A 26735-nucleotide genomic window follows, 5' to 3' on the forward strand; every position below is an offset into this window, starting at 1 on the left:
CGGCTGGGTGACGTCCGATCGACCTGGACGGGAGTCGGATCCCGGGGTCCCCGTCACCGGGCCCCCGCAGCGAGCGAGCTCGCCGTGCGGATCTCTCTGCCTGTCCGATCCCCAGCCCCGCGAGCGGTGCTGGTGGGAGAGTTCTATGCCCGCCGCGGAGGGCGGCGCAAGGGGTTCGCGCCACATTCCCCCAGTCCCACAACCGCCTCCACAGGGCGGGGCCGGTGCTCCACAGGTCCGACCCAGTTGTCCACACCGATGTGGATCAGCCTGTGGAGGAACGCCCCCGCCGGAAAGTGGGGGCACCTCGGGGCAATCCCCCGGGCGGCCGTCTCCGAACCACCCCTGAGAAGTCCCTGAGAGTTGCGCCGGGAGGCAACTCTCGTGCTCGCCGGGACGTCGAGTCAGGTGAAGGGCCGAGCGATCGGGGCCGGGGAATCTCTCGTCCACGCAGGCCGTTGGAGATGACGTGGCGAGGTATTCGGCGCAACGCCACGGAGGAGGAGACGACGATGAGCACCGCACAGAGCACTGCCAGGAGCACCCGGACGAGCACGACGCGTGAGATCGAGGGCCGCGACAGCGTCGGCCTGTACCTCGACGAGATCGCCCGCACTCCCCTTCTCGACGCCGCCATGGAGGTCGAGCTCTCCAAGACCATCGAGGCCGGCCTGCTGGCCGAGAAGCTCCTCGAGGAGGGCCGCATCGGCCGCCGCAAGGGCGGTGCCCCGATGAGCGCCAACCAGGAGGAGCTGGAGTGGCTGGCCGAGGAGGGCCGCAAGGCCGTCGACCAGTTCATCTCCGCCAACCTGCGCCTGGTCGTCTCCATCGCGCGCAAGTACGGCCGCTCCCAGATGCCGATGCTGGACCTGATCCAGGAGGGCAACACCGGCCTGATCCGCGCCGTGGAGAAGTTCGACTACACCAAGGGCTACAAGTTCTCGACGTACGCCACGTGGTGGGTGCGTCAGGCCATCACGCGCGGCATCGCCCAGCAGGCCCGCGTCGTGCGACTGCCGGTCCACGTGGTCGAGGAGCTCAACCAGGTCAGCGGCGCCCGCCGCACCCTGGAGCGCCAGCTCGGCCGTGACCCCGAGCCGCAGGAGATCGCCCTGGAGCTCGGGATGGAGATCGACCGCGTCCTCGACCTGATGTCGTGGGGTCGCGACCACGTCTCCCTCGACACCCCGGTGGACGAGGACGGCGACACCTCCCTCGGCGACCTGATGGCGCAGGAGACCGCCCCCGGGCCGGACCTGGAGTTCCTCGACGTCGAGGCGCGTCAGCGCCTCGAGGACCTCGTCGCCCATCTCGACGACCGGGCCGCCGACATCATCCGGGCGCGCTACGGCCTGACCGACGGTCGCCAGCACAAGCTGGCCGACATCGGCGCCAAGCACGGCATCTCCGCCGAGCGGGTCCGCCAGCTCGAGCGGGAGGCCCTGCAGAAGCTCCGCCGCATCGGCGACCCGGACCTCGCGACCGGCAGCACCGCCGCCTGAGGTCCGCCACCCGGTTCCACCGCACGAGGCCCGCTCCGACACCGTCGGGGCGGGCCTCGTCGCGTCGGTGGACCGGCGTCAGTAGGCCGCCGAGCCGAGCGCCGCGGACGCCTCGCTCGCCAGCGTCGACACGTCGGCGGGCACCGGGCTCGCGTCGGCGGTGCGCCCCTGCCACATCTGGAGGGCCACGACGCGGGCGGCGGCCTCCTCGGCGCGCTCGCGGGTGACGTCGCCGTCGTTGATCGCCTGGGTGAGCACACGGTGGGTCTCGACGGTGTCGACGGGCATCAGCAGCAGGTCGGCGCCCGCGTTGAGGGCGGCCACGGCCGGCTTGTAGCTGGCGGCGACGGCGCCCATCCCGAGCGAGTCCGTGATGGTCACGCCCTCGAAGCCGAGGTCGTCGCGCAGCAGGTCGTAGACCTCGGGCGCGAGCGACGCCGGGACACCGGGGGCGATGGCGGTCAGGTCGAGGTGGCTCATCATCACTGCCGGGGCGTGGCTCGCGATCGCGGCCTCGAAGGGCGGCAGGTCGTGGGAGCGGATCTCCTCGAGCGTGGAGTCGAGCACCGGCAGGGTCTCGTGGCTGTCGCTCGTGGCGGCGCCGTGGCCGGGGAAGTGCTTGACGGTGGAGACGATCGCCGCGGCGTCGTACCCCCGCACCGCCGTGGCGGTGGCCTTGGCCGCGACCGCCGGGTCCTCGCTGGGCGAGCGCGTGCCGATCGTGGGGTCAGCCGCCCCGATGGTGACGTCGGCGACCGGTGCGAAGACCCACGTGAAGCCGAGGTCGCGCACTTCCATGCCGGTGGCGTACGCCGCCTGACGGACGACCTCGCGCCCCGTCGGGCCGTCGGCGGTGATCGCGGCTCCGGCCGCGTCGAAGGCCGGGAACTCGGTGGCGATGCCACGCAGGTGCGAGACGTAGCCGCCCTCCTGGTCCACGCCGATGACGGCCGGGAAGTCCCGCCCGTCGGCCGCGACCGCGTCGCTGATCGCCGCCGTGGTGGCGCGCACCTGCGCCTCGTCGAGGATGTTGCCGCTGGTGACCGACATGCCGGCCAGGTGGTGGTCGCGCACCATGGCGGCCACCGTGGCGGGGTCGGTGCCGTGGTAGCGGCCGACGATGACCTGCCCCGCGAGCTGCTCGGGCGTCCACCCGGCCACCAGGGCCTGCGCGTCCTCGAGCTCGCCCGCCGTGGGCCCCCACCCCAGCGGGGTGTCCGGGTCGGTGGTCGGCGTCGGCTCGGGCGTCTCCGGCTCCACCGACGGGCTGCTCGTCCGGGCGGTCGTGGGCGCCTCGGTCTCCGGTGCGGTGGCACAGCCACCGATGAGGAGCGCCCCCGCCGTGAGGGCCGTCGCGGTCGTCAGGAGAGGCAGTCGCACGGCCTGCAGGCTACCCGCGGAGCTCGTCGAAGACCGCTTCGACGCGGGCCCGCAGGTCCTCGAGCGAGCCGTTGTTGTCGATGACGTGCGTGGCGATGGCCCGGCGCTGCTCCCGGGTGGCCTGCGCGGCGATCCGCGACTCCGCGTCCTCGCGCGTCCAGCCCCGCTCCGAGAGCATCCGCTCGACCTGGAGGTCCCGGGGAGCGTCCACGACGACCACCGCGTCGAAGGTGTCGGCCCTGCCCCCCTCGGCCAGCAGCGGGATGTCGTGGACGACGACGTCGTCCTCGTCCGCGGTGACCTCCAGGGCCGCCATCCGCTCGATCACGAGCGGGTGGATGATCGCCTCGAGCCGCTTGCGGGCGCCCTCGTCGCCGAAGACCAGCCGTCCCATGGCCGGGCGGTCGAGGTCCCCCGCCGGCGTCAGCAGGTCGGGACCGAACTCCGCCACCACGGCATCCAGCCCGGGGGTGCCCCGGGCGACCACCTCGCGCGCCAGCGCGTCGGCGTCGATCACCACGGCGCCGAGCTCGGCGAGGATCGCCGAGACGGTGCTCTTGCCGGAGGCCACGCCCCCGGTCAGTCCGACCCGCTTGCTCACTGCTGCCCCCTCGTCGTCGTCGTCATGCCAGTCCCGCCTTGCGGGCGTACGTCGCGGCCTGCTCGTCGGCGTCGAGGTCGCCGCGCAGCAGCCGCTCGGTGGTCCAGTGCTCGACGGGCAGGCCGGTGAGGGCGACGTACTGGGCCAGCTCGGGCTCCAGCGCCCGGGCCAGCGTCATCAGGTCCTCCCCCGTCGGCGCCGTCCCGGTGATCGTGGGAGAGCCCGCCATCAGCTTCTTCAGCGGCGGGTGGCTGCGGAACCGGTCGACCCCGATGTGGTCGGTCACCAGGTCGAGGTGGCGGGCGTGGTCGGCCAGCAGTGACGGGAAGTCCAGGAAGAGCCACTGGTCACGGGGAAACACGGTGAGCCCGTGCTCCACCTGCCCGCCGTAGTAGCCGCGCACCACCCCGGACGCGCGCAGGAAGCGGGCGCGACCGCCGGGCCCGGTGAGCTCCTCGGGCAGGATCGTGGGGAAGGACGGCGGCCGCCAGGCCATCATCTCGGGCCAGTCCGGCGCCTTGTCGGGCTGGCGCTCGCGGACCATCACCCACTGGGAGACGAGCCGGTCGATCGGGTCGCGGAAGATCGCGATCAGGCGCAGGTCGGGGAGCCGGTCCCGCATCCGCTCCAGGGTGCCCGGCATCAGCAGGTAGCGGGGCGTCGCGTCGCCCAGCGCGCGTTGCTGCGGCGACGTCCGCCGCACGCCGTACGACGCGTGGTCGACGTCGCGCCAGGTCGCCTCGTCGACGTCGAACCAGCCCATCTCCTTGCGGGGCGGCCGGGCCACCTGAGGGTGCTGGTTGAGCATCCACTGCAGCGTGGAGGTGCCGGCCTTCTGGACCCCGACGATCGAGAAGGTGAAGGGCTGGAAGTCCCCGTCGACCGTCTCGCCGGCCACCGGCTCAGCCACCGGCCAGGAGCTTCTCCACCGCGGCGAGCAGCACGGCGGTGGCCACACCGTCCATGGCCTCGGTGACCTCCTCGAGCGGCGGCATCGTGGGGGCGAGCCGGATGTTCTCGTCGTGCGGGTCCCGGCCGAGGGGGAAGGACGAGCCGGCGGGCGTCAGCGCGATGCCGGCCTCCTTGGCGAGCGAGACGACCCGCGACGCCGTGCCGGGCATGACGTCGAGGTTGACGAAGTAGCCGCCCCGCGGCTTGTTCCACCGGGCCACCCCGTGGCCGTCGAGGCGCTCGGTGAGCACCCGGTCGACCGCTGCGAACTTGGGCGCGATGATCTCGCGGTGACGGACCATGTGGTCGCGCACGCCCTGCGCCGAGCCGAAGAACTGCACATGGCGCAGGTGGTTGACCTTGTCGGGGCCGATGGAGCCCTTGCCCAGGTGCCGGAGGTACCAGTTCACGTTCTCCACCGACGCAGCGAGGAACGCGACCCCCGCGCCCGCGAAGGTGATCTTGGAGGTCGACGCGAACATGATCGGCCGGTGCGGGTGTCCGCTCGCGGCGGCCAGGGTGAGGATGTCGGCACTCTTGGCCTCGTCCTCGGTGAGGTGGTGCAGGGCGTAGGCGTTGTCCCAGAAGATCTTGAAGTCGTGCGCGGCCGTCTCCATCGACGCGAGCCGGGCGGCGACCTCCTGCGTGCAGACGGAACCGGCCGGGTTGGCGTAGGTGGGGACGACCCACATGCCCTTGATCGACCGGTCCTCCTTGACCAGGCGGGCCACCGCCTCGGCGTCGGGGCCGTCGTCGTTCATCGGGACGGTGATCATCTCGATCCCCAGCGACTCCAGCAGCGCGAAGTGCCGGTCGTAGCCGGGGACGGGGCAGATGAACTTGACCACGCTCTCCTTGCCCCACGGGCGGTCGCTGTCCACGCCGCCGAAGAGCAGGAGGTAGACGAGGGTGTCGCGCATCATGGTGAGGCTGGAGTTGCCGCCCGCGACGACCTGCTCGGGCTCCACCCAGAGCAGCTCGGCGAACATCTCACGCAGCTCCGGGAGGCCGGCGAGCCCGCCGTAGTTGCGCACGTCGGTGCCACTGCGGTCCGTGCACCCCCGCGGCAGGCGGAGCAGCTCGTCCGCGAGGTCGAGCTGGGCCGAGGACGGCTTGCCCCGCGTCAGGTCGAGCGCGAGGCCGCGACCCTTCAGCTCGTCGTACGACGCCTGCAGCCGCTCGCGCAGGGCGAGGAGGTCGTCGTGGGACAGGTCGGAGAGAGGCGTGTGCGTCACCCCGCAAGGTTACCGAGGTGCCGCGCCGGCCGGGCTGCCGCGTCCAGACGCGGGAGGCGGCCGGCTACGCCGTGCAGGAGAACGTGCGGCGGTACTGCTGCGGGCTCACCCCGCGGACCCGTGTGAAGTGGTGGCGCAGCGTCGCCGCGTTGCCGAACCCCACCTCGGAGGCGATCCACTCGATCGAGCGGTCCGACTGCTCGAGCAGCGCCTGTGCGACCTGGACGCGCTGGGCGAGGATCCACCCGTACGGCGTCGTGCCGGTCTCCTCCTTGAACCGGCGCGCGAACGTGCGTGCCGACATGTGGGTCTGGCGGGCGAGGAGGTCCACGCTGAGCTCCTCACCGAGGTTGCCCTGGATCCACTCCAGCAGGGGGGCCAGCGAGTCGGAGGTGCACTCGGGCACCGGGCGGGAGATGAACTGCGCCTGCCCGCCCGGACGCTGCGGCGGCACCACCATCCGACGGGCGACCGTGCTGGCCGCGGCGGCGCCGTACGCCTCGCGCCACAGGTGCAGGGCCGCGTCGAGCCCGGCCGCCGAGCCGGCGCTGGTGATGACCGGGCCGGCGTCGACGTAGAGCACCTCGGGCACCACCCGCGCGAGCGGGAAGCGACCGGCGAGCTCGTCGGTGTGCTTCCAGTGGGTGGTCGCCTCGCGGCCGTCGAGCAGCCCGGCCTCGCCCAGGGCGAACGCGCCGGTGCACACCGAGAGGACCCGCGCGCCGCGCTCGACGGCGTCCCGTAGCGCGCGGATGACAGGTGCAGGGACGGGACCCTCCATGCCCATCGCCGGGATGCACACCAGGTCGGCCTCGGCGACGCGGTCGAGTCCGTGCAGGACCTCCATCCCGAAGCCCAGCGAGGTGCGCACCTGCCCCGGCTCCACACCGCAGACGGCGAAGTCGAGCACGGGCAGGCCGTCGTCGCTGCGGTCGACACCGAAGGCCTCGCAGAGCACGCCCAGCTCGAAGAGGGCGACCTCGTCCCACACGAGGACGGCGACGTTGGAGAGCATGTCAGCCAGCATGACGGACGTCTGGCAGGAAATCAACGGACACTGTCATTGCTGCCACTCGTGGCGGGATCTCAACCAGCGCATGATTGCTGCCATGACCACCTTCGCCTTCATCCTCGTCCTCATCGCCCTGTCCGTCCTGCTGGTGCGCTACGCCCGGCACGACCACTTCGCCGGCCCTGCCAACCTCGCCGACGACCACGACGAGCTCGGTCCCGTCGACCTCCGCCGCCACGTCGTCCCCCGCCAGGCCTGACCCGCCCCACCCGACGGGCTCTGTTTGGATGGCGGGGTGACTTCCGCCGACCTGACCGAGGGTTCCCGGGTGGCCCTGCTCGTCCCCGGCTCCGAGCAGTACGTCGACCTCGTGCTCGCCCTGCTGGGCCGCGGCGTCTTCCCGGTGCCGCTCGACCCGGCACTGACCGAGGCCGAGCGCACCCGGATCCTGGCTCCCATCTCCCCGGACCTGCTCGTCACGACCACCGAGGGCGTGCAGGCGCTGCTGGCGGAGCTCGCCGACCCGGACCCCCGCGACACGCTCCCCCGCGGTCGGCCCATGCACTGCACGAGCGGCACCACCGGCACCCCCAAGGGCGTCGACTCCGGCCTGCTGCCCCCGGACCTGGCCGCCGACCTGGTCGCCGAGGAGCGCGACCTGTGGGGGTTCTGCGCCGACGACGTCAACCTGGTGCTGAGCCCCCTGCACCACTCCGCGCCCCTCCGCTTCGCCACGGGGACGCTGCTCGCGGGCGGTCGCATCGTCGTCCCCGGTCGCTTCGACCCTGCCGCGATCACCGCCGCGATCACCACCGAGCGGCCGACCACGATGTTCTGCGTCCCCACGCACCTCCAGCGCCTCTTCGCACACTGGGACGCTGTGGGGGTCCCGGACCTGTCCAGCTTCCGGCTCGTCGCCCACGCAGGGGCACCGTGCCCCGCGGCGGTCAAGGAACGCCTCGTCGACCTCTTCCCCGAGGGGTCGACCTGGGAGTTCTACGGCTCCACCGAGGGCCAGTTCACCGCGTGCCGCTCCGAGGAGTGGCGGGCGCACCCCGGCACCGTCGGGCGGGCCCGCCCCGGTCGCACGATCACGACGGACGCCGACGGCACCCTGTGGTGCGCGGTCCCGGCGCACGCACGCTTCTCCTACGTCGGGGCGCCCGACAAGACCGCCGCCGCCTGGCGCGACACCGCCGACGGCCCGGCCTTCACCGTCGGGGACGTCGGCCGGATCGACGCCGAGGGCTACGTGTACCTCGAGGGGCGTCGTACGGACCTCATCATCAGCGGCGGCGTCAACGTCTACCCGCTCGAGGTCGAGCAGGTGGTGCGCGAGGCGCCGGGCGTCGACGACGTCGCCGTGTTCGGGACGGACGACGAGGACTGGGGCCAGCGCGTCTGCGCCGCGGTCGTGGGCAGCGCGTCGGTCGCCGACCTCGACGCCCTCGCGCGCTCCACGCTCGCCCCGGCCAAGCGGCCCAAGACGTGGGTGCACGTCGAGGGTCTCCCCCTGACCGCCACGGGCAAGGTCCGTCGGGACCGGCTCCCGGACCTCCTCAGGGACTGACGGAATGGCAGGAGGCCCGCCGGCGAACCGGCGGGCCTCCTGGTGGAACGTGTGGTGCAGCGGGTCAGTTGCCCCCACCGGTGAGCTTCTCGCGAAGCGCCTGGAGCGCCTCGTCCGACGCCAGCGAACCGCCGGTCTGCTCCTGGGCGCCGGTGTCGGTGCCCTCCGAGGAGTACGACGTGGCCTCGCTCGCCTCGACCTCCGCCTGCTTGGCGTCGGCCTGCTGCTTGACGTGCTGCTCCCAGCGGGCGTGCGCCTTGGCGTACTGCTCCTCCCAGACCGCACGCTGCTCGTCGAAGCCCTCGAGCCACTCGCCCGTCTCGGGGTCGAAGCCCTCGGGGTAGACGTAGTTGCCCTGCTCGTCGTACGTGGCCGTCATGCCGTAGAGCGTCGGGTCGAACTCGTCGACGTCGGCCGCCGTGGCGGTCTCGTTGGCCTGCTTGAGCGACAGCGAGATCCGGCGACGCTCGAGGTCGATGTCGATGATCTTGACCATGACGTCGTCGTTGACCTGGACGACCTGCTCGGGGATCTCCACGTGGCGCTCGGCCAGCTCGGAGATGTGCACGAGGCCCTCGATGCCCTCCTCGACGCGGACGAACGAACCGAAGGGCACCAGCTTGGTGACCTTGCCCGGGACGATCTGGCCGATCTGGTGGGTGCGGGCGAAGTGCTGCCACGGGTCCTCCTGCGTCGCCTTCAGCGACAGGGAGACACGCTCGCGGTCCATGTCCACGTCGAGGACCTCGACGGTGACCTCGTCACCGACGGTGACGACCTCGGACGGGTGGTCGATGTGCTTCCACGACAGCTCCGAGACGTGCACGAGGCCGTCGACGCCACCGAGGTCCACGAAGGCACCGAAGTTGACGATCGAGGACACGACACCCTTGCGGATCTGGCCCTTCTGGAGCTGGGTGAGGAAGCCGTGGCGGACCTCGGACTGGGTCTGCTCGAGCCAGGCACGGCGCGACAGGACCACGTTGTTGCGGTTCTTGTCGAGCTCGATGATCTTGGCCTCGAGGGTCTGGCCGACGTAGGGCTGCAGGTCGCGGACGCGACGCATCTCCACGAGCGAGGCCGGCAGGAAGCCGCGCAGGCCGATGTCGAGGATGAGGCCGCCCTTGACGACCTCGATGACGGTGCCCTCGACGACGCCGTCCTCCTCCTTGACCTGCTCGATGGTGCCCCAGGCGCGCTCGTACTGGGCGCGCTTCTTGGACAGGATCAGGCGGCCTTCCTTGTCCTCCTTCTGGAGGACGAGGGCCTCGACCTTGTCGCCGACGTTGACGACCTCGTTGGGGTCGACGTCGTGCTTGATCGACAGCTCGCGCGAGGGGATGACGCCCTCGGTCTTGTAGCCGATGTCGAGCAGGACCTCGTCGCGGTCCACCTTGACGATGGTGCCCTCGACGATGTCACCGTCGTTGAAGTACTTGATGGTCGCGTCGATCGCCGCGAGGAAGTCTTCTTCGGACCCGATGTCGTTGACAGCCACCTGGGGCGCGTCGTAGTCCGGAAGAGTAGAGATGGTGCTCGTCATAAGGGAAGTGATTCCTTGGGTGGTCAGAAGTCGTGCGGACACGCCGGAAGCCCTGTTTCACCACCGATGAGAGATGACGAGCGAGAGTCCGCTCCGTATGGAACCCAGGCAGACCTCTGGCGCACCCTGCAGCCTACGCGGGTGCGACCACGAGCGTCCAACCCGTGTGTCCCCCTCTCGCGCCGGGCGCACGGACCCGGCAGTACCGTGAGCCCGTGCAGGACCACCTTCCCCAGTCCGTCCGGGTCGAACGCCGCCCGGTCGACGAGTCCGAGTCGCGGCGCGCGAACGGTCCGGACTGGGACCGGTACGCCGACGAGTACCAGGCGACGCACGGCGAGTTCCTGGGAGACGCGGGCTTCGTGTGGGGACCCGAGGGGCAGACCGAGGAGGACCTGGGGATCCTGGGTGACGTCGCCGGCCGCGACGTGCTCGAGGTCGGGAGCGGCGCCGGGCAGTGCTCGCGGTGGGTGCGCAACCACGGCGGTCGCGCCGTGGGGCTCGACCTCTCGCACCGCCAGCTCCAGCACAGCCGGCGCATCGACGAGATCACCGGCGTCGTCGTCCCCTCCGTGCGAGCCACGGCCACGCACCTCCCCTTCGCCGGCGACACCTTCGACGTAGTCTTCTGCTCCTTCGGTGCCCTCCAGTTCGTCCACGACATCGAGGACGCGGTGGCCGAGACCGCCCGCGTGCTCCGCCCCGGTGGGCGCTACGCCTTCTCCATCACGCACCCGACGCGGTGGATGTTCCCCGACGACCCCGGCGATGGCGGCCTGGTCGCCTCGCAGTCCTACTGGGACCGCACGCCGTACGTCGAGGTCGACGACGAGTCCGGCACGGTCGCGTACGTCGAGCACCACCGCACGCTCGGCGACTGGGTGCGCCTGCTCTCCGCGACGGGCTTCGTCCTGCGCGACCTCGTCGAGCCCGAGTGGCCCGCCGACCACGACCGGGTGTGGGGCGGCTGGTCCCCCACCCGAGGCCTGCTGACCCCCGGCACCGCGATCTTCGTGGCCGACCTGACCCCCGGAAGGACCACACCGTGAACGACGACCTCGAGGCCATCTACCGCAACCGCTTCGACGAGCGGGACCTCGCCAACAAGCGCATCCTGTGGGACGTCCTGGTGCGCGACGTCTTCCAGCGCTACGTGCCCGTCGAGGGCACCGTCCTGGACCTCGGCGCCGGCAACTGCGAGTTCACCAACGCCGTCCGGGCCAGGCGACGCATCGCCGTCGACCTCAACCCCGACACCGTGGGGTTCGCGGAGCCGGGCGTCGAGGTGCTCACCACGAGCTCGGACGACCTGCAGGACGTCGCGGACGAGAGCGTCGACACGGTGTTCACGTCGAACTTCTTCGAGCACCTGCCCACCAAGGACGCGCTGGCGGCGACCCTTGCCGAGGCCCGTCGCGTGACGCGGCCGGGCGGGGCGCTGGTCGTGCTGATGCCCAACATCCGGGCGGTCGGCGGTCGCTACTGGGACTACCTCGACCACCACCTGCCGCTCACCGACCGGAGCGTGTGCGAGGCGCTCGGCCTGCACGGCTACGACATCGAGCGTGTCGTGCCGCGGTTCCTGCCCTACACCGTCAAGGACGCCAAGGTCGAGGTCCGGCCGTTCATGGTCTCCGCCTACCTGCGGTTCCCGCTCGCCTGGCGGGTCCTGGGAAAGCAGATGCTGGTGGTGGGACGGCGTCGTTGACGCGGTCCCACCACCAGCATCGGTGGAGCAGGGTCAGGCGGTCTCGCGCCGGCGACCGGCGAAGACGAGGAAGGCTCCGGCGAGCAGGGCGAGCGCCCCGCCGATGAAGCCGACGAGCGGCACGGTGCTGGTGATCAGCTCGATGAGGCTGCCCGAGTCCTTCGCCGACTCGACGTTGTCGGTGACCTGGTCCTCGGTGAAGGCCAGGTCGAGGTCGAGGAGGACGTCGCCGTTCTCGAGGGTGCGGAGCTCCTGCTGGGTCTGGTTGATGATGGACCCGGTCACCGGGTCGATCCACAGGAACTTGTCCTGGGAGTAGACGCCCTGGACGCCGTCCACGACCTCGGCCGACTCCTCGTCGACGACCACGTGGTACTTGTAGGTCTCGAGCCCCTCGAGGGTCTCGGTGCTGTCGTACACCGCGTCCACGGGGGCGCCGAGGATGCCGTCCCAGTACTGGTAGTCCTTCTTCTCGGCGTCGAAGGGCCACTTGTTGATGAGGCCCTCCTTCTCCTCGGCACCGGCGGGGAGGTACTCGCCGTTGACCGCTTCCGCGGTGGAGCGGTCGGTCGCGAAGACGTCGGTGGACGCGGAGACCAGACGACCCTCGGGGTCGTCGGCGTCGACGCAGTCGGGGACGTCACCCTCGTCGATGACGAGGCAGACCGAGTTGACGAACACGACGACCTCGTCGTCCGAGCGCTTGGAGTCCGCCTGGGTGATGCTCGTGGCCTTGACGTCGAGGCTCTCCACCTCACCCGTCCCGGGGTTCAGCTTGTCGGCCGATCCCGCCAGGCGGGTGGTGCTGTCGGTGTCGAGCGGGGTCCGCTTGACCTGTCCGGGAGCCCAGAGCGTCGCGGTGAGGGCGACCACCACCAAGAATGCGCCGAGCGCCAGAAGCACCCAACCAAAGATCTTGCGCACGACGAAAGTCCTCCCAGGAGTCGATGAGTCGCCGAAGGCTACCAGCAGGTAGCCCCTGGTGTACGCAGCTTCGCCGGGCCGTCAGATGATGCCGTCGGCCATCGCCTGGCGGACCCACGGGATGACGACGTCGAGCATCTCGTCGAGGGTCGTCGCGGCGGTGAACCCCAGCACCTCGCGGGCCTTGGTCACGTCGGGGACCCGCTTGGCGACGTCGTGCTCGTAGGGGGTGTCCGAGACGACCGCGAACGGGCGCTCCGGGCCGTGGATCTTGCGCCAGATGACCTCGGCGAGGTCAAGCACGGTGGTGGACTCGGCCGTCGACAGGTTGAAGTCCTCGTTGCGGGCGTCGGGGGACTCCATCGCCGCGACGATGCCGCGGGCCAGGTCCGCGCCGTACGTGTAGTGCCGCACCTGCTGGCCGTCGCCCAGGATGTGCAGCGGGTCCTGTCCCTTCAGCACCTTCTGGATCAGGTCGGGCACGACGTGGCTCATGGCGAGCTTGACGTTGCCGCTGGGGATCTCGACGTCCCCGAGGGCCCGCCCCTCCCCCACGCCCACGCAGTTGAAGGGGCGCACGATCGTGTAGGGCAGCGAGTACTGGTCCCACGCCGCCTGCGCGAAGTACTCCACGGCCAACTTCTGGAAGCCGTACGACGACAGCGGCGGCGGGACGCGTCGCTCGTCGCCCTCCCGGGACGGCCAGGAGTCGGTCGACTCGAAGACCATCGAGGAGCTGAGGTAGGTCACCTTCCGGAGCCGGCCCTGTCCGAGCACCTCGATCGCGGCGTCGCACGTGGCGGCCATGATGCGCTCGTTGGTGGCCAGCAGGTCGTAGGCGTAGGCGTGGAAGTAGGAGATGCCGCCGATCAGGGCGGCCCCGGCCACCAGGTGGTCGCAGTCGGCCAGCAGCCGCACCATCAGCTCGACGTCACGGACGTCGCCCTCGACGAAGGTGTAGCGCGGGTGGTCGTCGTACGACTTCGTGACCGGGCCGTACTTGGAGTAGTTGTCGATGCCGGTGACGCTGTAGCCGCGGGCGAGCAGCTCCTCGACGACGTACCCGCCGATGAAGCCGGCGGAGCCCGTCACGAGGACGCGCATGTCGCTCCGGTCGTCCGTGTGGCCATCCATCTGCTCAGGTGTCCTGTTCCGCGGCGGGGGCCGCACCGTTGTTGAGTCGGGCGATGCGGGCCGCCTGGTCGCGGACCTGCTCCACCGTGAGCTGGGGACCGTAGGCGAAGCGGTACCACCGGAGGTACTTGGGGATCCACGCCTTCATGTCGAAGCTGGACTCGCCGATGGTGCGGTCGAGCCAGATGGTGGGCAGCTCGGCGACCGGCAGTCGCAGCCGGCGGGCCTTGGCGGTGAGCTCGAGGCCGATCTCGAAGCCGCTGCGGCTGTGCACCCCGACCTCGCGCACGAAGTCGGTGTCGTAGGCCTTGAAGCTGTTGGTGGCGTCGTCGGTGCCGACACGGGCGAACGTGCCCAGGGAGCGACCCGCGGCACGGGAGATCAGACCCTTGAGCATCGGTCCGCCGACCTGCTGCCCGCCGGGTGAGTAGCGGGAGGCCGCAGCGACCACGACGCCGCGCTCGACCAGGCGCACCAGCGGGTCGATGAGCCGCGGGTCGTCACTGCCGTCGGCCATGGTGACGACGACGACCGGCTTGCGGGCCGCGTCGATGCCGTAGCGGATCGCGTTGGCCGGTCCCCGGCCGTAGGTGTTGACCAGGGTCCGCACCCGGGCGTCGTGGCCCACGTGCTCGGCCACGGCCGCCACCGTGGGGTCCGCCTCGTCGTCGACGACGACGAGCACCTCGACGTCGATGGTGATCGCGTCGAGCAGCCGGTCGAGGACGCGCTGGATGCCCTCGTCCTCCCGGTAGGCGGGGATGACGACGCTGACGGCGGCGGGGATCACGCCAGGGCCCCCTGCCCGCGGAGGTTCCACACGTCGACGACCGGGCCGGCGAACGGCACGTCGGCGTACGACGAGTGGGGTGCACCGATGACCACGATGTCGGACTCTGCCAGCACCTCGTCGAGGGGCCGCAGGTCGGGGTCGTCGGTCACGAAGGGGTCAGTCGTCAGCACGCGCGCGGACCGGAAGGCCAGCACCCGCTTGAGCCGGTAGGACAGGCTCGAGCGGCGGTCGTCGCTCTCGGCCTTGAAGGCCATCCCGAGGATGCCGACGGTCATCGACATGAGGTCGTGCCTGGCCTCCATGCTCTTGACCAGGTAGTCCGGCAGACCCTCGTTGACGAGCATCGCCGAGTGCCCGAGGGGGAAGCTCCCGCCGGTCACCGACGCCAGCTGCATCGTGTCCTTGAACAGGCACGGCCCGGCGGCGAAGCCCGCGCCCGGGAGGTCGGCCGCCCGGGGGTAGCCCTCCATCATCGCGGCCCGGATCACCGAGAAGTCGAGGCCGAGGTCGTTGGCCATCATGTAGTACTGGTTGGCCGCGGCGAACTTGATGTAGCGCCACGAGTTGGTGAAGAGCTTGGCGAGCTCCGCCTCCTCCGGCTGGAGGTCGACCACGGTCTCGGTCAGCCGCCCGAACAGCGCCGCCGCGCGCTTCCGCGCCCCGTCGGTGCGTGCCGCCACGATCTGCGGCAGCGCGAACAGCTCGGTCATGGCCTGCCCCTCGGCGATCCGCTCGGGGCAGAAGGCGACCTCGACACCGTCGAGCGGCGCGAGCAGGTGCTCGACCCGGCGCGTGACGCCGGGGAATACCGTGCTGCGGAGGACGACGAGCTGTCCGGGGCGCAGGTCCTGCATGAGCTCGCCGACCGCGCGCGGCACCGCCTCCGGGTCCGGGCTGAGGTACTGGTCGACGGGCGTCCCGACGACCACCACCACGTGCTCGGAGCGACCGACGACGGCGCGGTCGGTGGTGGCGACGAGCGCACCCCGCGCCAGGGCGTCGGCCAGCGGCTCGTGCACGCCGGGCTCGAGGAAGGGCGCGCTCCCGGCCATGATCGACTCGACCGCGGTCGAGTTGATGTCGAAGATCGCCACGGACAGGCCTCGGCTCGCGAACGCCACGGCCAGCGGGAAGCCCACGTGGCCCGCCCCGCCGACGATGCAGACGTCGAAGTGGAAAGTGTCGGTCACGGTTGTCTGTGCTCCTTCAGGTGGCCGCGCACAACCTACCTTTCGAGCGCTGGTGAAGAGACCGTTCGGGGCGATCCGGTGTGGCATGATGCGCCGCCGGAGGAGGCCACAGTGCGGAAGCAGGACTCGAGGTTGGTCTCGTGGAAGCGGGGACTCGACGGCGAGGGGACTGCCTCGGCCGTCGTCGGGATCGGGGTGGTCCTCGTCCTCGCGCACGTGGCGTTCCGGGCCTGGGCGCTGTTGCCGAGCTGGTTCTACCTGGACGACTACAACCTGCTCTACGACGCCACCACGAGCCCCTTCAGCCTCGCCTACGTGCTCGAGCCCCACAACAGCAACCTGATGCCCGGCGGCCGGGCCCTCGCCTGGGTCGTGGAGAGCTCGGGGACGCTCAACTGGTACCTCGCGGCGGGCATCGTGCTGCTCTTCCAGGCGCTCGCCGCCGTCGCCGCCCTGTGGGCACTGCTGACGCTCTTCGGCCCGCGTTGGGGCGTGCTCGCTCCCCTGGTCCTCTACCTGACGAGCGCGATGACGATGCCCGCCATGATGTGGTGGACCGCCGCGCTCAACCAGGTCCCCCTCCAGGCCGCCCTCTTCCTGGCCGTGGGGTGCTGGGTGCGCCACCTGCGGACCCGCAGTCTTGTGTGGCTGCTGGCCACCCTGGTCGCGACGGCCCTCGGCCTGGTCTTCTACGTCAAGGCGCTCCTGTTCTTCCCCGTGCTGGGGTTCGTCGCCCTCGCCTGGTTCGCGACCGGTGGCCCGCTGCACCGGCTTGTCCACGTGGCCCGGACCTACTGGGCGGCGACCCTCTCGGCGGCCGCGCTGGCGGTCGCCTACCTCGCGTACTACGTCGCGTACGTCGACGCACCCTTCACGGAGACCACTCCCGGGGTCGTGGGCCGGATCAGCGAGACGATGCTCGGCACGGCGTTCATGACGGGTGTCGTCGGCGGGCCGTGGGCCTGGGACCCTGCCGCGCCCCCCAACGCCTTCGCCGACCCTCCCGACGTGGCGGTGCACGTCGCCTGGGTCGTGGTGGCCCTCACCGTCACCTACGGGATGCTCACCAGGCACCGGACGCTGCGGGCCTGGGCCCTGCTCGCGTCGTACCTCCTGTGCTGCCTCGCCCTTCTGGTCAACAGCAGGGGTCCCGAGTACGGCGCCATCATCGGCCTCGAGTACCGCTACCTCACCGACGCCGCAGCGATCGCCGCGGTCTGCGTCGGGCTGGCCTTCCTCGAGGTCCCCGGCGCGCCGGACTCCTCGGTCCCGCGGGAGCCCTCGCTGCTCCGCGCTCCCCTCCGGCCGAGCCTGGCGGTGGCGCTCGTGGTCCTCGTGGCGGCGGGCGGCGTCGTGTCGTCGGTCCGATACGTGACCTACTGGCACACCCTGAACGAGAGCGACCCCTGGATCCATGCGCTGGACCGGGACCTCGAACGCCTCGGCAGGGTGGACCTCGCGGACACGGCCGTGCCGGAAGGGGTCATCTCGGCCGCCTTCGCTCCCGACAACGCCGTCAGCAGGATGACGCCGCTCCTGCACGGCACCGCGGACTTCCCCCGGACCAGCTCACGGCTCGGCATGGTCGGCGAGGACGGGACCGTGCGGTCGGCCCTCATCGGTCCCGGCGTGCGGTCCGAGGAGGGGCCCACCCGAGGGTGCGGGTGGAAGGTCCCGGCGTCCGGACGCGCCATCCCGCTCACCGGCCGGGCGTTCGAGTGGGACTGGTGGGTGCGCATCGGCTACCTCTACTCAGACGAGTCCTCGGTCACCATCACCGCGGACGACGACGAGATCGAGGCGACGCTGCTGCCGGGGCTCAACAGCCTCTACCTCCGCGTGAGCGGGTCCTTCGACGAGATCCGCATCGACGGCGTGGCCCCGGGGAGCACACTGTGCGTCGACACCATCGAGGTGGGACAGGTGGAGCCAGGAGGTCCGTTGCCATGAGGTGGAGAGCGAGCACGCCCCGGGTCGCCGAGCCGGCGCACGAGTTCCCGGTGCTCGACACGTTGCGCGCGATCGGTGCGCTGGCCGTCCTCACGACCCACACGGCGTTCCAGGCGGGTGAGTACCTGCGCCACGGTGTGTGGGGGACGCTGCTGGCGCGTCTCGACGTGGGCGTGGCCATCTTCTTCGTCCTGTCGGGCTTCCTGCTGGCCCGGCCGTGGCTGGCCCGCGCGGCGACGGGGGCGCCGCCACCGTCGCGGAGGCGCTACTACGAGAAGCGCCTGCTGCGCATCTACCCCGTGTACGTCGTCACCGTGGTGATCGCCCTGGTCTGGATCCCGGAGAACGACGGTGCCACGGTGCGCACCTGGGTCTCGTCCCTGCTGCTCGCCGACCCCTACACCTCCGAGCAGCTGCCACACGGCCTGACCCAGATGTGGAGCCTCACCGCCGAGGTCGCGTTCTACGCCGTGCTGCCGCTCCTCATGTGGGTGGCCGTCGGGAGGGTGCACGCGCTGCGACCCCGCCGCGTGCTCGTGCTCGTGGTCACGATGGCCGTCGCGAGCGTGGTCTGGATCCTCTACCTCGCCGATCCCCTCCAGGAGCGCAGCAGTGGCGCCCCCGGCCTGTGGTTGCCCTCGTTCTCGACCTGGTTCGCGGTGGGCATCGCCCTGGCCCTGGTCCACGTCCTGCACCAGCAGGGACGACTGTCCGACCGCATGCGACCCCTGCTGGACCTCGCCCGGATGCCCGGGGTCTGCTGGGCGATGATCGGCGGCCTCATGCTCGTGGCCGCGACCCCGGTGGCCGGACCTGTCATGTTCCAGGTCGGCAGCCACAGCCAGATCCTGGTCAAGCACCTGCTGTACGCCGCGATCGGCGGCCTGATGGTGCTCACCGGCATGTTCGCGGACCGGACCGGGGGCTACGCGCGGGTGATGTCGTGGCGTCCCTTGCGGCACCTGGGGCGCATCTCGTACGGCATCTTCTGCATCCACCTCGCCGTCCTCTCGGGGATCTACGCGGTCACCGACTACACCGTCTTCGGGGGCGACGGCCTGCAGGTCTGGGTGCTGACGCTCGGGCTCAGCGTCCTGGCGGCCGAGCTGCTCTACCGCGTGATCGAGGTGCCGTCGGCACGGGTGTCGGACCGCTGGCGGCGCGAGGAGTCCGCGACCAGCGCACCCAGGGCCGCGGCACAGGCCGCCAGCACGAGGTAGTGCGGCCACCCCCACGATCCGGCCCAGCCATCGGAGTCGCCCCACGGGCGGACGACGTACGCCGCGGCCGCCGGCAGGAGCAGCGCCCCGCTGAGCCACGTCGAGCCGGTGACCGGCGCACGCCGCTGCACCAGGGCCCCCACGAGCACGGCGCCGGCCGCGACGGCGGCACCCACGGGCCCGGCGAGCAGGGCGCCCGAGACGAGGGCGAGCACCGCCACCACCACGGGTGACGCCCGGCGGGAGGTGAGCGGTGGCGCCTCGACGCGTCGTGCTGCTCCGGGCCGCACCACCATGAGCAGCAGGAGCAGGAGCGCGACCGCACCCACCAGCAGCCCGGCCCGGTAGACCCGGTCGGGGGCGAAGCGGGCCACGAGCACCTCGGCGTCCTCGTCGTCGAGCTGCCACCCCTGTCGCCATCCGTCGTAGACGGACGGCTCGGTGCCGGCCCCCGCCTCCCATCCCCGGTTGGCGTTCATCCCGGTCGCGACGTGTGCGCCCGGACCGGGGACGTCGATGCGCAGCTGCGTGGGTGACTCCATCGTCGAGGCGACGCCCTCAGCCGCCGTCGGGGCCGGCGCGGCGCCGAGCACGACGGAGTCCACCACGAACGCGGTCGCTCCCTCGACCTCGACCTCGTTGACACCCGCCCGCAGGTCGACGTCCTCGCCGCCGCACAGCTCGGCGCGACCGGTGCCGCCGTCGTAGAGCTCGGCGGGGCTGGCGGTCACCCGGGTCTCGTACGTCGTGGTGTTGATACGGATGCGGGGCCCGGCTCCGCACGGCGTGGTGCGCTCGTCGCTCGACAGGAGCACGGGCACGAAGGGCAGGCCGACGAGACGGATCTCGGAGACGCCGACGGGCACGAAGGACGCGGAGCCGTCGAACGCGATGTCCGTCGCGGGCTCCGCGTCGAGCACCTTGAGCGACAGCTCTGACGTGCGGATCGGGGGGAACCGCACCGCCCCGTCGTCGCCCGGGCGCACGGTCCGGGTGCCCCCGGGCCAGGTGAGCTCGAGCGACTCGGGGAGACGAGCCGCCGTGCCCGGCTCGACGCTCAGCGCGAGCCCGGTGAGGGTGCGGCGGCCCAGCCAGGCCAGCCTCAGGTCCGGCTGCGTGTCGTCGAGGTCGGCGATCCACGTCGTCTCCGGGTCTCCGTCGATCGCGGCCACCGCACGCGCGCGGGGGTCCGGCGCCACCGAGCTCGAGGCCAGTGCGGACACCGGCTGGTCGGAGAAGAGGTAGCCGTCCCAGTCCTGGCCCGCGCGCGCGCCGACAGTGATCTCGGGGGTGGCCGTCATCGCCTCGGGCAGCGTGAAGCGGCGCGTGAACCCGCCCGGCTCCTCGGCTGCCCTCGCCTGACCGTTGCGGCAGCGCACGACGTCGTCGACCCGGGCACAGCCCGACCGGTCGTCCCCCACCCGCCGGATCACGACGGCGGCCGGTGCCCCGCTGCCCTCCGGCAGCTCGGGCATGACCAGGACCCGGTCCACGTCCAGACCGGTGGCGACCACCTCGGACAGCGCTAGCCGGTTGTCCGGTCGACCGGACCGGTCCTCGATGCGCAGCACCCGGGTGTCGCCGGGGACGGTGACGGTCCGGGTGTCCCCCGGCTCGAAGGTCAGCAGCGGGCTGGCCCAGTCGTCCGTGCTGACCTGCAGCACCTCCCGGCCGGAGTCCCCGACGGTGATCGAGGTCCGCCCGAGACTGCGCGGCGCCCCGAGGTCCACCTGCCACCAGTGGCCCAGCACGGAGCCGGGCCCGGACACCCAGCTCGACGTGGGGTCGTCGTCGACGGCCGCGTAGGGCATCGCGCCCGGCTCGACGATCCCCTGGGAGTTCGCGTCGGACTGCGAGCTGGACGCCGTCACGGCCCGCGCGCCGTCGAGCTCCGCCCAGGTCGACCACCGGTCGGGGTCGCCGATCTCGTAGTCCGGCGAGCGGCTGGGGAGGTTGCGGTCCTGGTCGACGGTGCGGGTCTCGGAGGACGAGTCGTGCAGGCGGCCGAAGTTGCGCTCCACGGCCCGCAGCCCGTCGGTGAGGACCACCGGGAAGGAAGGGTCCGCCGTGGGCTCGTCGGCGGCGAGCAGGGCCGGCGCGTCGTCGAGGACGCCGAGCTCCGCGAGGTCCACGAGGTCCTCCGGCCCGCCGACGACGACGGTCGGCCGGTCGGTCGTCGAGGCTCGCGACGTGTCGTCCTGCACGGCGTACACCTCGAGCGCCGGGTACTCGTCCTGCCACCCCCCGTTGACCATGGCCTTGCCGAGCTCCCCCTCGATCCGGGGCGCGCCGCCGATGTCCGGTCCGAAGGTCCTGACCCGCTCGAGTCCGGGCGAGTCCTCCAGCGCCTGGTGGACCAGCACCGGGTCGGGGACGTCCCCGGACCGGGTGAGGTCGTTGCGCACGACGACGTGGCTCACGCCGGAGCGGGCCAGGAGACGGGCCAGCCCGGTCCCGCCGCGACCCTGCGACAGCCTCGACTCCACGGCGTCGAGCATGCGGATGTTGCCGGCGGGCGCCAGGGGCACCGCGTTGCGGACCGCCCACGGCTTGCCGGCGAGCGACTGCATCGGTTCGTCGCGCGGCGTACCCCAGACGTACGTGCCGAAGGACGACCCGGGAACGAGCAGCGCCGTCCCCTCGTCCTGCTCCTCGGCCAGCCAGTCCGCGGCCGCCACCCAGTAGCCGGGCACGTCGGCGAACCCGCCGGCCGGGGTGATCCGTCCCAGTGCGGCGGGCAGGGAGGCGCCGAGCACCGCGAGGACGCAGATGCCCACCAGCAGTCGCAGGTTGACCCGCTCGGAGGCGGCCCCGCGCGTCGTGGCGCGGGCGGCCCTGGCCCGTCGCTCCACGAGCTCGTCCACCACGAACGCGAGGCCGAGCACCAGGGGCAGGCGGATCACGGGGTCGAACTTGTGGACGTTGCGCAGCGGTGCCAGTGGGCCGTCCAGCAGCTCCTGGAGCGCGGGGGCGAACCATCCCTGGACCTGGCCGAGGTGACCCATGGTGACGAGGAAGAGTCCGACGAGCAGCCCGGTCAGCAGGAACCCCCGGTGCGGGTTGCGCCTCAGGGTCAGGCCCGCGAGGCCCAGCAGCATCACCACCGCGCTGTTGGTGACGAGGTGGGTCTGACGGAGGAGGTCGTTGCCGGCGCGCGACGCGGCGTCGACGTACGGGACCCAGTTGGACGTCCCCCGCAGCGAGTCGAAGAGCGTGGTGGGGAACGTGGTGTTGGCGGCGGACTCGATGTAGTCGAGGAAGGGCGGGCTGTAGCCCCCCAGCAGGAAGAGCGGCACCAGCCACCACAGGGTGCCGAGGAGCGTGAAGAGCGGCCACCACAGCATCAGGGCCCGCCGGCGCGGTCCGGCAGACCGGGTCAGCAGCCACAGCGCGCCCAGCGGCAGGACGGCCGACGTCGCGGCAGCGTTGACCCCGCCGACCATCGCGATGGCCAGCGCCGAGAGAGCGGCCGCACGCCGCGGTGAGCCGCGCTCCGCGCCGATCACCAGCGGCAGGAGCACCCAGGGCGTCAGCGCCATCGGCCAGACCTCGATGGAGCTGGGCCCGAGCACGGTCAGCATCCGCGGGGACAGGGCGAAGGCCAGCCCGCCGACGATGCACGCGAGGTCCGAGCGCACCCCCAGCGCACGTGCGACCTTGGCGGCCCCGACGAAGGCGACGCACATCACCAGGGCCATCCAGAGGCGCTGGACCACCCACCCGGGCACGTCGAGCCCGATCCCGAGCGCGAAGAACGGGCCCATCGGCCAGAGATATCCGTACGCCTGGTTCTGGAGCTGCCCGAAGGCTCCCTCGGCGTCCCACAGGTGCGCCGACCGGGTCAGGAAGTCGAGGGGCGCGATGGCCAGGTCGAGCTTGGTGTCGGCAACCAGGAGTCCGGGCGACTGCGTCATGGCCAGGCCGGTCAGCAACACGCAGGCGGCGAGCAGCCGCCACCGGAACCGCGAGACGTCCTGGGTCACTTCTTCCGCAGCACGAGCACGAGGTTCCACGTCACCACCTCTCGCACCACCGGCACGCGGAGCAGCCAGCGGCTCCACCAGGGGTTGTAGCGCGGGAGCAGGTGGACGACGTCGGCGTGCTGCTGGGTGCGGGCCCAGCGCAGGCCGTCGGCGACGGTGACGGCGAAGAGCGACTCGCCGTACTTGTTCTTGGGCTCGTGGCCGTGCCTCGCTGAGTACCGGCGTCGCGCCCGGCGACCGCCGAGGAAGTGCCAGGGCGAGGTCTCGTGGCCGCCCCACGGGCCGTACCAGGTCGTGTAGCTGATGAACGCCAGCCCACCGGGGCGGGTGACCCGGACCATCTCCTCGGCCATCCGCCACGGCTCGGGCACGTGCTCGAGGACGTTGGAGGAGTAGCAGACGTCCACCGAGGCGTCCGCGAACGGCAGCTGCATGCCGCTGCCGATGACCGTGCCGGCCCCGATGTCGCCCGCGCCGGCCAGCTCACCGACGTCGGAGTCGAGGGCGAGGTACGTCGCGCCCGCGGCCCGGAAGGCGTCGCGGAAGTAGCCCGGGCCGCCGCCCACGTCGAGCAGCAGAGCGCCGTCGAGGTCGGCGTACTGCCCGACCTGCGCAGCGGAGTCCTGGGCCAGCGCGGTGTAGAAGCGCGCCGGGTCCGGCTGCTCGTGGCGGAACTCCCCGAAGAGGTGGAGTGAGCGCCTCAGGTCGGCCCGCCAGAGTCGCCGTCCCGGGGAGGTGGGGGGCACCTCGGCGGGACGGGTCTGGCTCGGCACGCGCAGACCCTACCCCGCGGTAGCTGTAGGTTGTGCGGCAATGTCCGACGTCCACGACCTCTCCGGCCGCCACATCGCGTTCTTCTCCTGGCGGGACACGCACAACCCCGAGGGCGGCGGCGCGGAGCGCTACCTCGAGAAGATGGCCGACGGTCTCGTGGCCCGCGGCGCCCGGGTCACCATCCTCTGCGCGGCCCACGCGGCCGCGCCGCCGGACGAGACCGTGGACGGCGTCCGCTTCCTGCGTCGCGGCACCAAGCTGAGCGTCTACAAGGAGGGGGTCTCGGCCCTGGTCCGCCGCGAGCTGGGCCGCGTCGACGCGGTCGTGGATGTGCAGAACGGCCTCCCGTTCTTCACCCGCGCCGCCACTCGGAGACCGGTCATCGTGCTGGTGCACCACGTGCACCGCGAGCAGTGGCCGGTCGTCTACCCGGGCCTCAGCGGCCGGGTCGGGTGGTGGATCGAGCGCCGTCTCGCCCCGCGCCTCTACCGTGCCTGCCAGTACGTCGCCGTCTCTCGGGCCACCCGCGGCGAGCTCGTCGACCTCGGGGTCGACCGCGAGCGCATCGCCGTGGTGCACAACGGCACGGACCCGGTCATCCCGGTCGGCGTCGGCAAGGCGCCCCACCCCATGATCGCGGTCGTCGGCCGCCTCGTCCCGCACAAGCAGGTCGAGCACGCCATCGACGCGGCGCTGGCGCTGCGGACCCGCCATCCTGACCTGCGGCTGCACGTCGTCGGCAGCGGCTGGTGGGAGGCCGAGCTCCACGCGTACGCCGAGGCGCGCGGCGCCGGGGACACGGTGGTGTTCGAGGGGCACGTCGACGAGCGGCGCAAGCACGAGGTCTACGAGCAGGCCTGGCTGCTGGGCCTGCCCTCGCTCAAGGAAGGGTGGGGACTGGTGATCGGCGAGGCCGGCATGCACCGGACCCCCACCGTGGCCTACCGCTCGGCGGGCGGCACGCGCGAGTCCGTCGCCGACGGCCGCTCGGGAGTGCTCGTCGACGACGAGGCCGAGTTCACCGCGGTGCTCGGTCGTCTGGTCGACGACCACGAGGAGCGGGCCCGACTCGGCGAGGGGGCACACGCGATGAGCCACCAGTTCACCTGGGGCCACGCGCAGGAGTCCTTCGCCCACGTCGTGGCGAGCGCGCTGCGCGGCGAGATCATCGACAGCCAGGACCCCGACGAGGAGTGAGGCCGGTCCGTACACTGCGGTCCGGCATGGGCACGACCGACTGGCCGCGCCCGCGGGATCACTCGGAGACGGTGCCGTACTCGAGGGCCGGGGCCTCGGCGTTGGCCGGGGACTGGTCGGGGGCACCGGTCTGGGACGAGATGACGCCCATCAGCGTGGTGACACCAAGAACTGCTCCGGCAACGATGCTCACGAGCGGCGCAACGACAGATCCCATTGTGGATGACCCTCCTCAGGTACGACGCGGACCCTACCAGCCAGTACGCCCCCGTGCGCCATTTCGAGCGGCGAATACCCCACGCGTCATCCGCGCCGGCGTCGGCGCCGCCACAGCCCCGCCGCCAGCGCCGCCGTCGGAAGCAGCAACCAGGCCGCCCACGCGGTCGCCATCGCGACCCGCCGCGCACCCGACACCGGCACCTCCCGGGCCGGGCCCAGCTCGACCACCGTCAGGTCGCCGGCCAGCGTCGTCGTGCCCGCCACCGCAGGCACGGGGTAGCCCTCGATCTGCTCGACCACGACCACGGAGACCCCGGCCGCCCGCAGCGCGGCGGCCCGAGCCTCGGGCGAGGGGGCCTCGAGGGCGGTCTGCACCTGCGCCGTACGGGGGCCCTCCCCCGCGATGCGCGTGCCGGAGACGACGAGCTCGTCGTTGACCACGACCGGCCGGTCCGGGTATCGCCCGAGCGGGTCGAGCACACGCCGCCCGCCGTTGTTCCACACCGGGGCGCGGTAGCTCACGAAGGGCAGCGAGACCGCGTCACCGACCGGGGCAGCCGAGACCGCGTCCCGCGCGTCGTCGTACGCCGCCGGGTAGGACACGGCGGCCAACCGGCCGCTCACCCCCCACACGGCGTCCGGCATCAGGCTCAGCGGGACGAGCGCGAGGACGCCGCCCACCAGCACCCGCGACGCGCGGTCGGGCAGTCGCTCGAGCAGGCCGTCCACCGCGATCGCCACCAGCACCACCACGAGCGGCAGCGCGAGCCCGAGCAACCGGGAGCCGTCCCGCAGCAGTCCACCGCCGGGCACGTTCGCGGCCAGCCATCCCAGGACACCGGGGGCCGCCCAGCTCAGGACCGCCAGCCCGTAGCCCACGCCCCAGCAGACGACGAGGCCCGCGAGGCCGGTCACGCGGGCGCGACCCCGGGCCAGGCGGACGACCCCCGCCCCTGCCGCCACGACCAGCAGCACGGTCAGCGCCACGCCCGCCCAACCGGTGCGTGAGGTGGGGACCACCTCGGCGTTCCAGATGCCGCCGGAGGACAACGCCGCCAGGGGCCCCGGCAGGAGACCCTCGCCCGCGGTGGCGAACAGCTCCGCGCCGGCCGGGTCCGAGGTCGCCGACGACGGCTGGACGAGGCCGGCCACCACCCAGGGTGCGTTGGCCACGAGGAGCCAGCCGAGGAGGACCAGCGTGCGGCGGGGATCGCCGCGCCGCGTGCCCGCAGCCAGTGCGGCGACCGCCGTCACCAGCCCGGCGCTGGCGCTCAGGCTGCCGAGGAGCATCAGGAGCGGCACCCGCAGCGGCAGGGGCCGGCCCCGGTCGCTCCCCCGCAGCGTCACAAGCAGCCAGGGCAGGACGGCGTACCCGACGAGCAACGGCCAGTGGCCGATCAACAGGCGCTCCACGACGAACGGGCTCCACACCGCGATCGTCACGGCCACCAGGCGCGCGGCGACCGAGCGCTCCGCGACCAGGGCCGCGGCGCCGGTTCCGGCGCCCACGAGTGCCCCGACGAGCACCACCTTCTGCAGGAGGACGGCGGGAACGACGGCGTCGAGCACGGCCACCACGGCGTCGGAGGGGACGGCACGCGGCAGTGCGCTGCCGAGACCCAGGGTGTCGCTGCGCAGGTCCAGCTGCGGCACCCACACCATGTCGTAGCTCAGCACGTAGCCCCACCCCAGCGCCGGACCGAGCATGAGGAGGGACAACAGGAGTGCCCAGGCGGCGGGGAGGGCCGCGACCGTCCTCGACCGCGCCGTCGTGCCGGCCGGGGCAGCCGGGCGCTCTGCGGACACCACTCCTCCTCCGGGCCGATCGGGTGCTCCGGGCGGAGCGGGC

Annotated in this window: 22 protein-coding genes; 8 read left to right on the forward strand and 14 right to left on the reverse strand. The window is 72.1% G+C overall.

Annotated features, from left to right (window positions below; all coding sequences use genetic code 11):
• Nucleotides 1-512 precede the first annotated feature (512 nt).
• A complete protein-coding gene (locus tag ASG88_RS17500) occupies nucleotides 513-1502 on the forward strand; it encodes an RNA polymerase sigma factor RpoD/SigA (protein WP_056888732.1) in 990 nt (329 codons plus the stop codon).
• A 78-nt stretch (nucleotides 1503-1580) separates the two neighbouring features.
• Here the strand turns inward: ASG88_RS17500 and ASG88_RS17505 are convergent, their stop codons facing one another.
• From ASG88_RS17505 to ASG88_RS17525, 5 genes are all read right to left on the reverse strand, one after another.
• A complete protein-coding gene (locus ASG88_RS17505; RefSeq protein ID WP_056888733.1) occupies nucleotides 1581-2882 on the reverse strand; it encodes a glycoside hydrolase family 3 N-terminal domain-containing protein in 1302 nt (433 codons plus the stop codon).
• Between the two features lie 10 nt (nucleotides 2883-2892).
• Nucleotides 2893-3483, reverse strand: coding sequence for a dephospho-CoA kinase (coaE, locus tag ASG88_RS17510; RefSeq protein ID WP_056888734.1), 591 nt, complete (start codon nucleotides 3481-3483; stop codon nucleotides 2893-2895).
• A 22-nt stretch (nucleotides 3484-3505) separates the two neighbouring features.
• On the reverse strand, nucleotides 3506-4393 hold the full coding sequence (locus ASG88_RS17515) for a sulfotransferase domain-containing protein (RefSeq protein WP_056888735.1): 888 nt from the start codon (nucleotides 4391-4393) through the stop codon (nucleotides 3506-3508).
• The gene (locus ASG88_RS17520) at nucleotides 4386-5669 is read right to left on the reverse strand and encodes an aminotransferase class I/II-fold pyridoxal phosphate-dependent enzyme (protein ID WP_056888736.1); all 1284 of its coding nucleotides are present in this window, start codon (nucleotides 5667-5669) and stop codon (nucleotides 4386-4388) included. The genes ASG88_RS17515 and ASG88_RS17520 overlap by 8 nt, the downstream gene beginning before the upstream one ends.
• A 64-nt stretch (nucleotides 5670-5733) precedes the next feature.
• On the reverse strand, nucleotides 5734-6684 hold the full coding sequence (locus tag ASG88_RS17525; RefSeq protein ID WP_056888887.1) for a helix-turn-helix domain-containing protein: 951 nt from the start codon (nucleotides 6682-6684) through the stop codon (nucleotides 5734-5736).
• A gap of 94 nt (nucleotides 6685-6778) precedes the next feature.
• Between ASG88_RS17525 and ASG88_RS23150 the strand changes: the two genes are divergently transcribed.
• Complete coding sequence (locus ASG88_RS23150) at nucleotides 6779-6940, forward strand: hypothetical protein (protein WP_157559803.1); 162 nt, start codon at nucleotides 6779-6781, stop codon at nucleotides 6938-6940.
• Between the two features lie 36 nt (nucleotides 6941-6976).
• Nucleotides 6977-8251, forward strand: a complete 1275-nt coding sequence (locus ASG88_RS17530) for a class I adenylate-forming enzyme family protein (RefSeq protein WP_056888737.1) — start codon at nucleotides 6977-6979, stop codon at nucleotides 8249-8251.
• Nucleotides 8252-8315: 64 nt separating this feature from the next.
• Here ASG88_RS17530 and rpsA read toward each other — a convergent pair whose 3' ends face one another.
• Complete coding sequence (rpsA, locus tag ASG88_RS17535; protein WP_056888738.1) at nucleotides 8316-9794, reverse strand: 30S ribosomal protein S1; 1479 nt, start codon at nucleotides 9792-9794, stop codon at nucleotides 8316-8318.
• 215 nt (nucleotides 9795-10009) lie between these two features.
• Here rpsA and ASG88_RS17540 point away from each other — a divergent pair, with 215 nt between their 5' ends.
• Together ASG88_RS17540 and ASG88_RS17545 are read left to right on the forward strand one after the other, a co-directional pair.
• On the forward strand, nucleotides 10010-10843 hold the full coding sequence (locus tag ASG88_RS17540) for a class I SAM-dependent methyltransferase (RefSeq protein WP_056888739.1): 834 nt from the start codon (nucleotides 10010-10012) through the stop codon (nucleotides 10841-10843).
• Entirely contained in the window at nucleotides 10840-11502 is a 663-nt protein-coding gene (locus ASG88_RS17545; RefSeq protein ID WP_200956488.1) for a class I SAM-dependent methyltransferase, read from the forward strand. Before ASG88_RS17540 ends, ASG88_RS17545 begins: the two co-directional genes overlap by 4 nt.
• A 33-nt stretch (nucleotides 11503-11535) precedes the next feature.
• On the opposite strand, the gene ASG88_RS17550 is transcribed toward ASG88_RS17545, so the two are convergent.
• The 4 genes from ASG88_RS17550 to ASG88_RS17565 all read right to left on the reverse strand — a co-directional run bounded on the left by ASG88_RS17550 (nucleotide 11536) and on the right by ASG88_RS17565 (nucleotide 15543).
• On the reverse strand, nucleotides 11536-12426 hold the full coding sequence (locus ASG88_RS17550; protein WP_056888740.1) for a DUF3068 domain-containing protein: 891 nt from the start codon (nucleotides 12424-12426) through the stop codon (nucleotides 11536-11538).
• Between the two features lie 81 nt (nucleotides 12427-12507).
• Complete coding sequence (locus tag ASG88_RS17555; RefSeq protein ID WP_235534906.1) at nucleotides 12508-13560, reverse strand: NAD-dependent epimerase/dehydratase family protein; 1053 nt, start codon at nucleotides 13558-13560, stop codon at nucleotides 12508-12510.
• A gap of 4 nt (nucleotides 13561-13564) precedes the next feature.
• Nucleotides 13565-14350: a glycosyltransferase family 2 protein gene (locus ASG88_RS17560; protein ID WP_056888741.1), complete on the reverse strand. Its 786-nt coding sequence runs from the start codon at nucleotides 14348-14350 to the stop codon at nucleotides 13565-13567.
• On the reverse strand, nucleotides 14347-15543 hold the full coding sequence (locus ASG88_RS17565) for a nucleotide sugar dehydrogenase (protein WP_056888742.1): 1197 nt from the start codon (nucleotides 15541-15543) through the stop codon (nucleotides 14347-14349). The genes ASG88_RS17560 and ASG88_RS17565 overlap by 4 nt, the downstream gene beginning before the upstream one ends.
• A 111-nt stretch (nucleotides 15544-15654) precedes the next feature.
• On the opposite strand from ASG88_RS17565, the gene ASG88_RS17570 reads away from it, so the two are divergent.
• Both ASG88_RS17570 and ASG88_RS22725 read left to right on the forward strand, forming a co-directional pair.
• Nucleotides 15655-17493 (forward strand): hypothetical protein, encoded by a 1839-nt coding sequence (locus ASG88_RS17570; protein ID WP_157559804.1) that lies wholly within the window; start codon nucleotides 15655-15657, stop codon nucleotides 17491-17493.
• Entirely contained in the window at nucleotides 17490-18713 is a 1224-nt protein-coding gene (locus ASG88_RS22725) for an acyltransferase family protein (RefSeq protein ID WP_082600642.1), read from the forward strand. The genes ASG88_RS17570 and ASG88_RS22725 overlap by 4 nt, the downstream gene beginning before the upstream one ends.
• On the opposite strand, the gene ASG88_RS17580 is transcribed toward ASG88_RS22725, so the two are convergent.
• Nucleotides 18605-22726 carry an alpha-(1->3)-arabinofuranosyltransferase gene (locus tag ASG88_RS17580; protein ID WP_157559805.1) on the reverse strand — a complete coding sequence of 1374 codons (4122 nt, stop codon included), beginning with the start codon at nucleotides 22724-22726 and terminating at the stop codon, nucleotides 18605-18607. The genes ASG88_RS22725 and ASG88_RS17580 overlap by 109 nt on opposite strands.
• Nucleotides 22693-23469 (reverse strand): class I SAM-dependent methyltransferase, encoded by a 777-nt coding sequence (locus ASG88_RS17585; protein WP_235534907.1) that lies wholly within the window; start codon nucleotides 23467-23469, stop codon nucleotides 22693-22695. The genes ASG88_RS17580 and ASG88_RS17585 overlap by 34 nt, the downstream gene beginning before the upstream one ends.
• 40 nt (nucleotides 23470-23509) lie before the next feature.
• Here ASG88_RS17585 and ASG88_RS17590 point away from each other — a divergent pair, with 40 nt between their 5' ends.
• Complete coding sequence (locus ASG88_RS17590) at nucleotides 23510-24667, forward strand: glycosyltransferase family 4 protein (RefSeq protein ID WP_056888746.1); 1158 nt, start codon at nucleotides 23510-23512, stop codon at nucleotides 24665-24667.
• Nucleotides 24668-24725: 58 nt separating this feature from the next.
• Here the strand turns inward: ASG88_RS17590 and ASG88_RS23155 are convergent, their stop codons facing one another.
• Together ASG88_RS23155 and ASG88_RS17595 are read right to left on the reverse strand one after the other, a co-directional pair.
• Nucleotides 24726-24884, reverse strand: coding sequence for a DUF2613 family protein (locus ASG88_RS23155; protein WP_107765781.1), 159 nt, complete (start codon nucleotides 24882-24884; stop codon nucleotides 24726-24728).
• Between the two features lie 86 nt (nucleotides 24885-24970).
• Complete coding sequence (locus ASG88_RS17595; protein WP_056888747.1) at nucleotides 24971-26692, reverse strand: hypothetical protein; 1722 nt, start codon at nucleotides 26690-26692, stop codon at nucleotides 24971-24973.
• Nucleotides 26693-26735 lie beyond the last annotated feature (43 nt).

It is taken from the genome of Nocardioides sp. Soil777 (genome assembly GCF_001428425.1).
Classification (GTDB): Bacteria; Actinomycetota; Actinomycetes; order Propionibacteriales; family Nocardioidaceae; genus Nocardioides; species Nocardioides terrigena.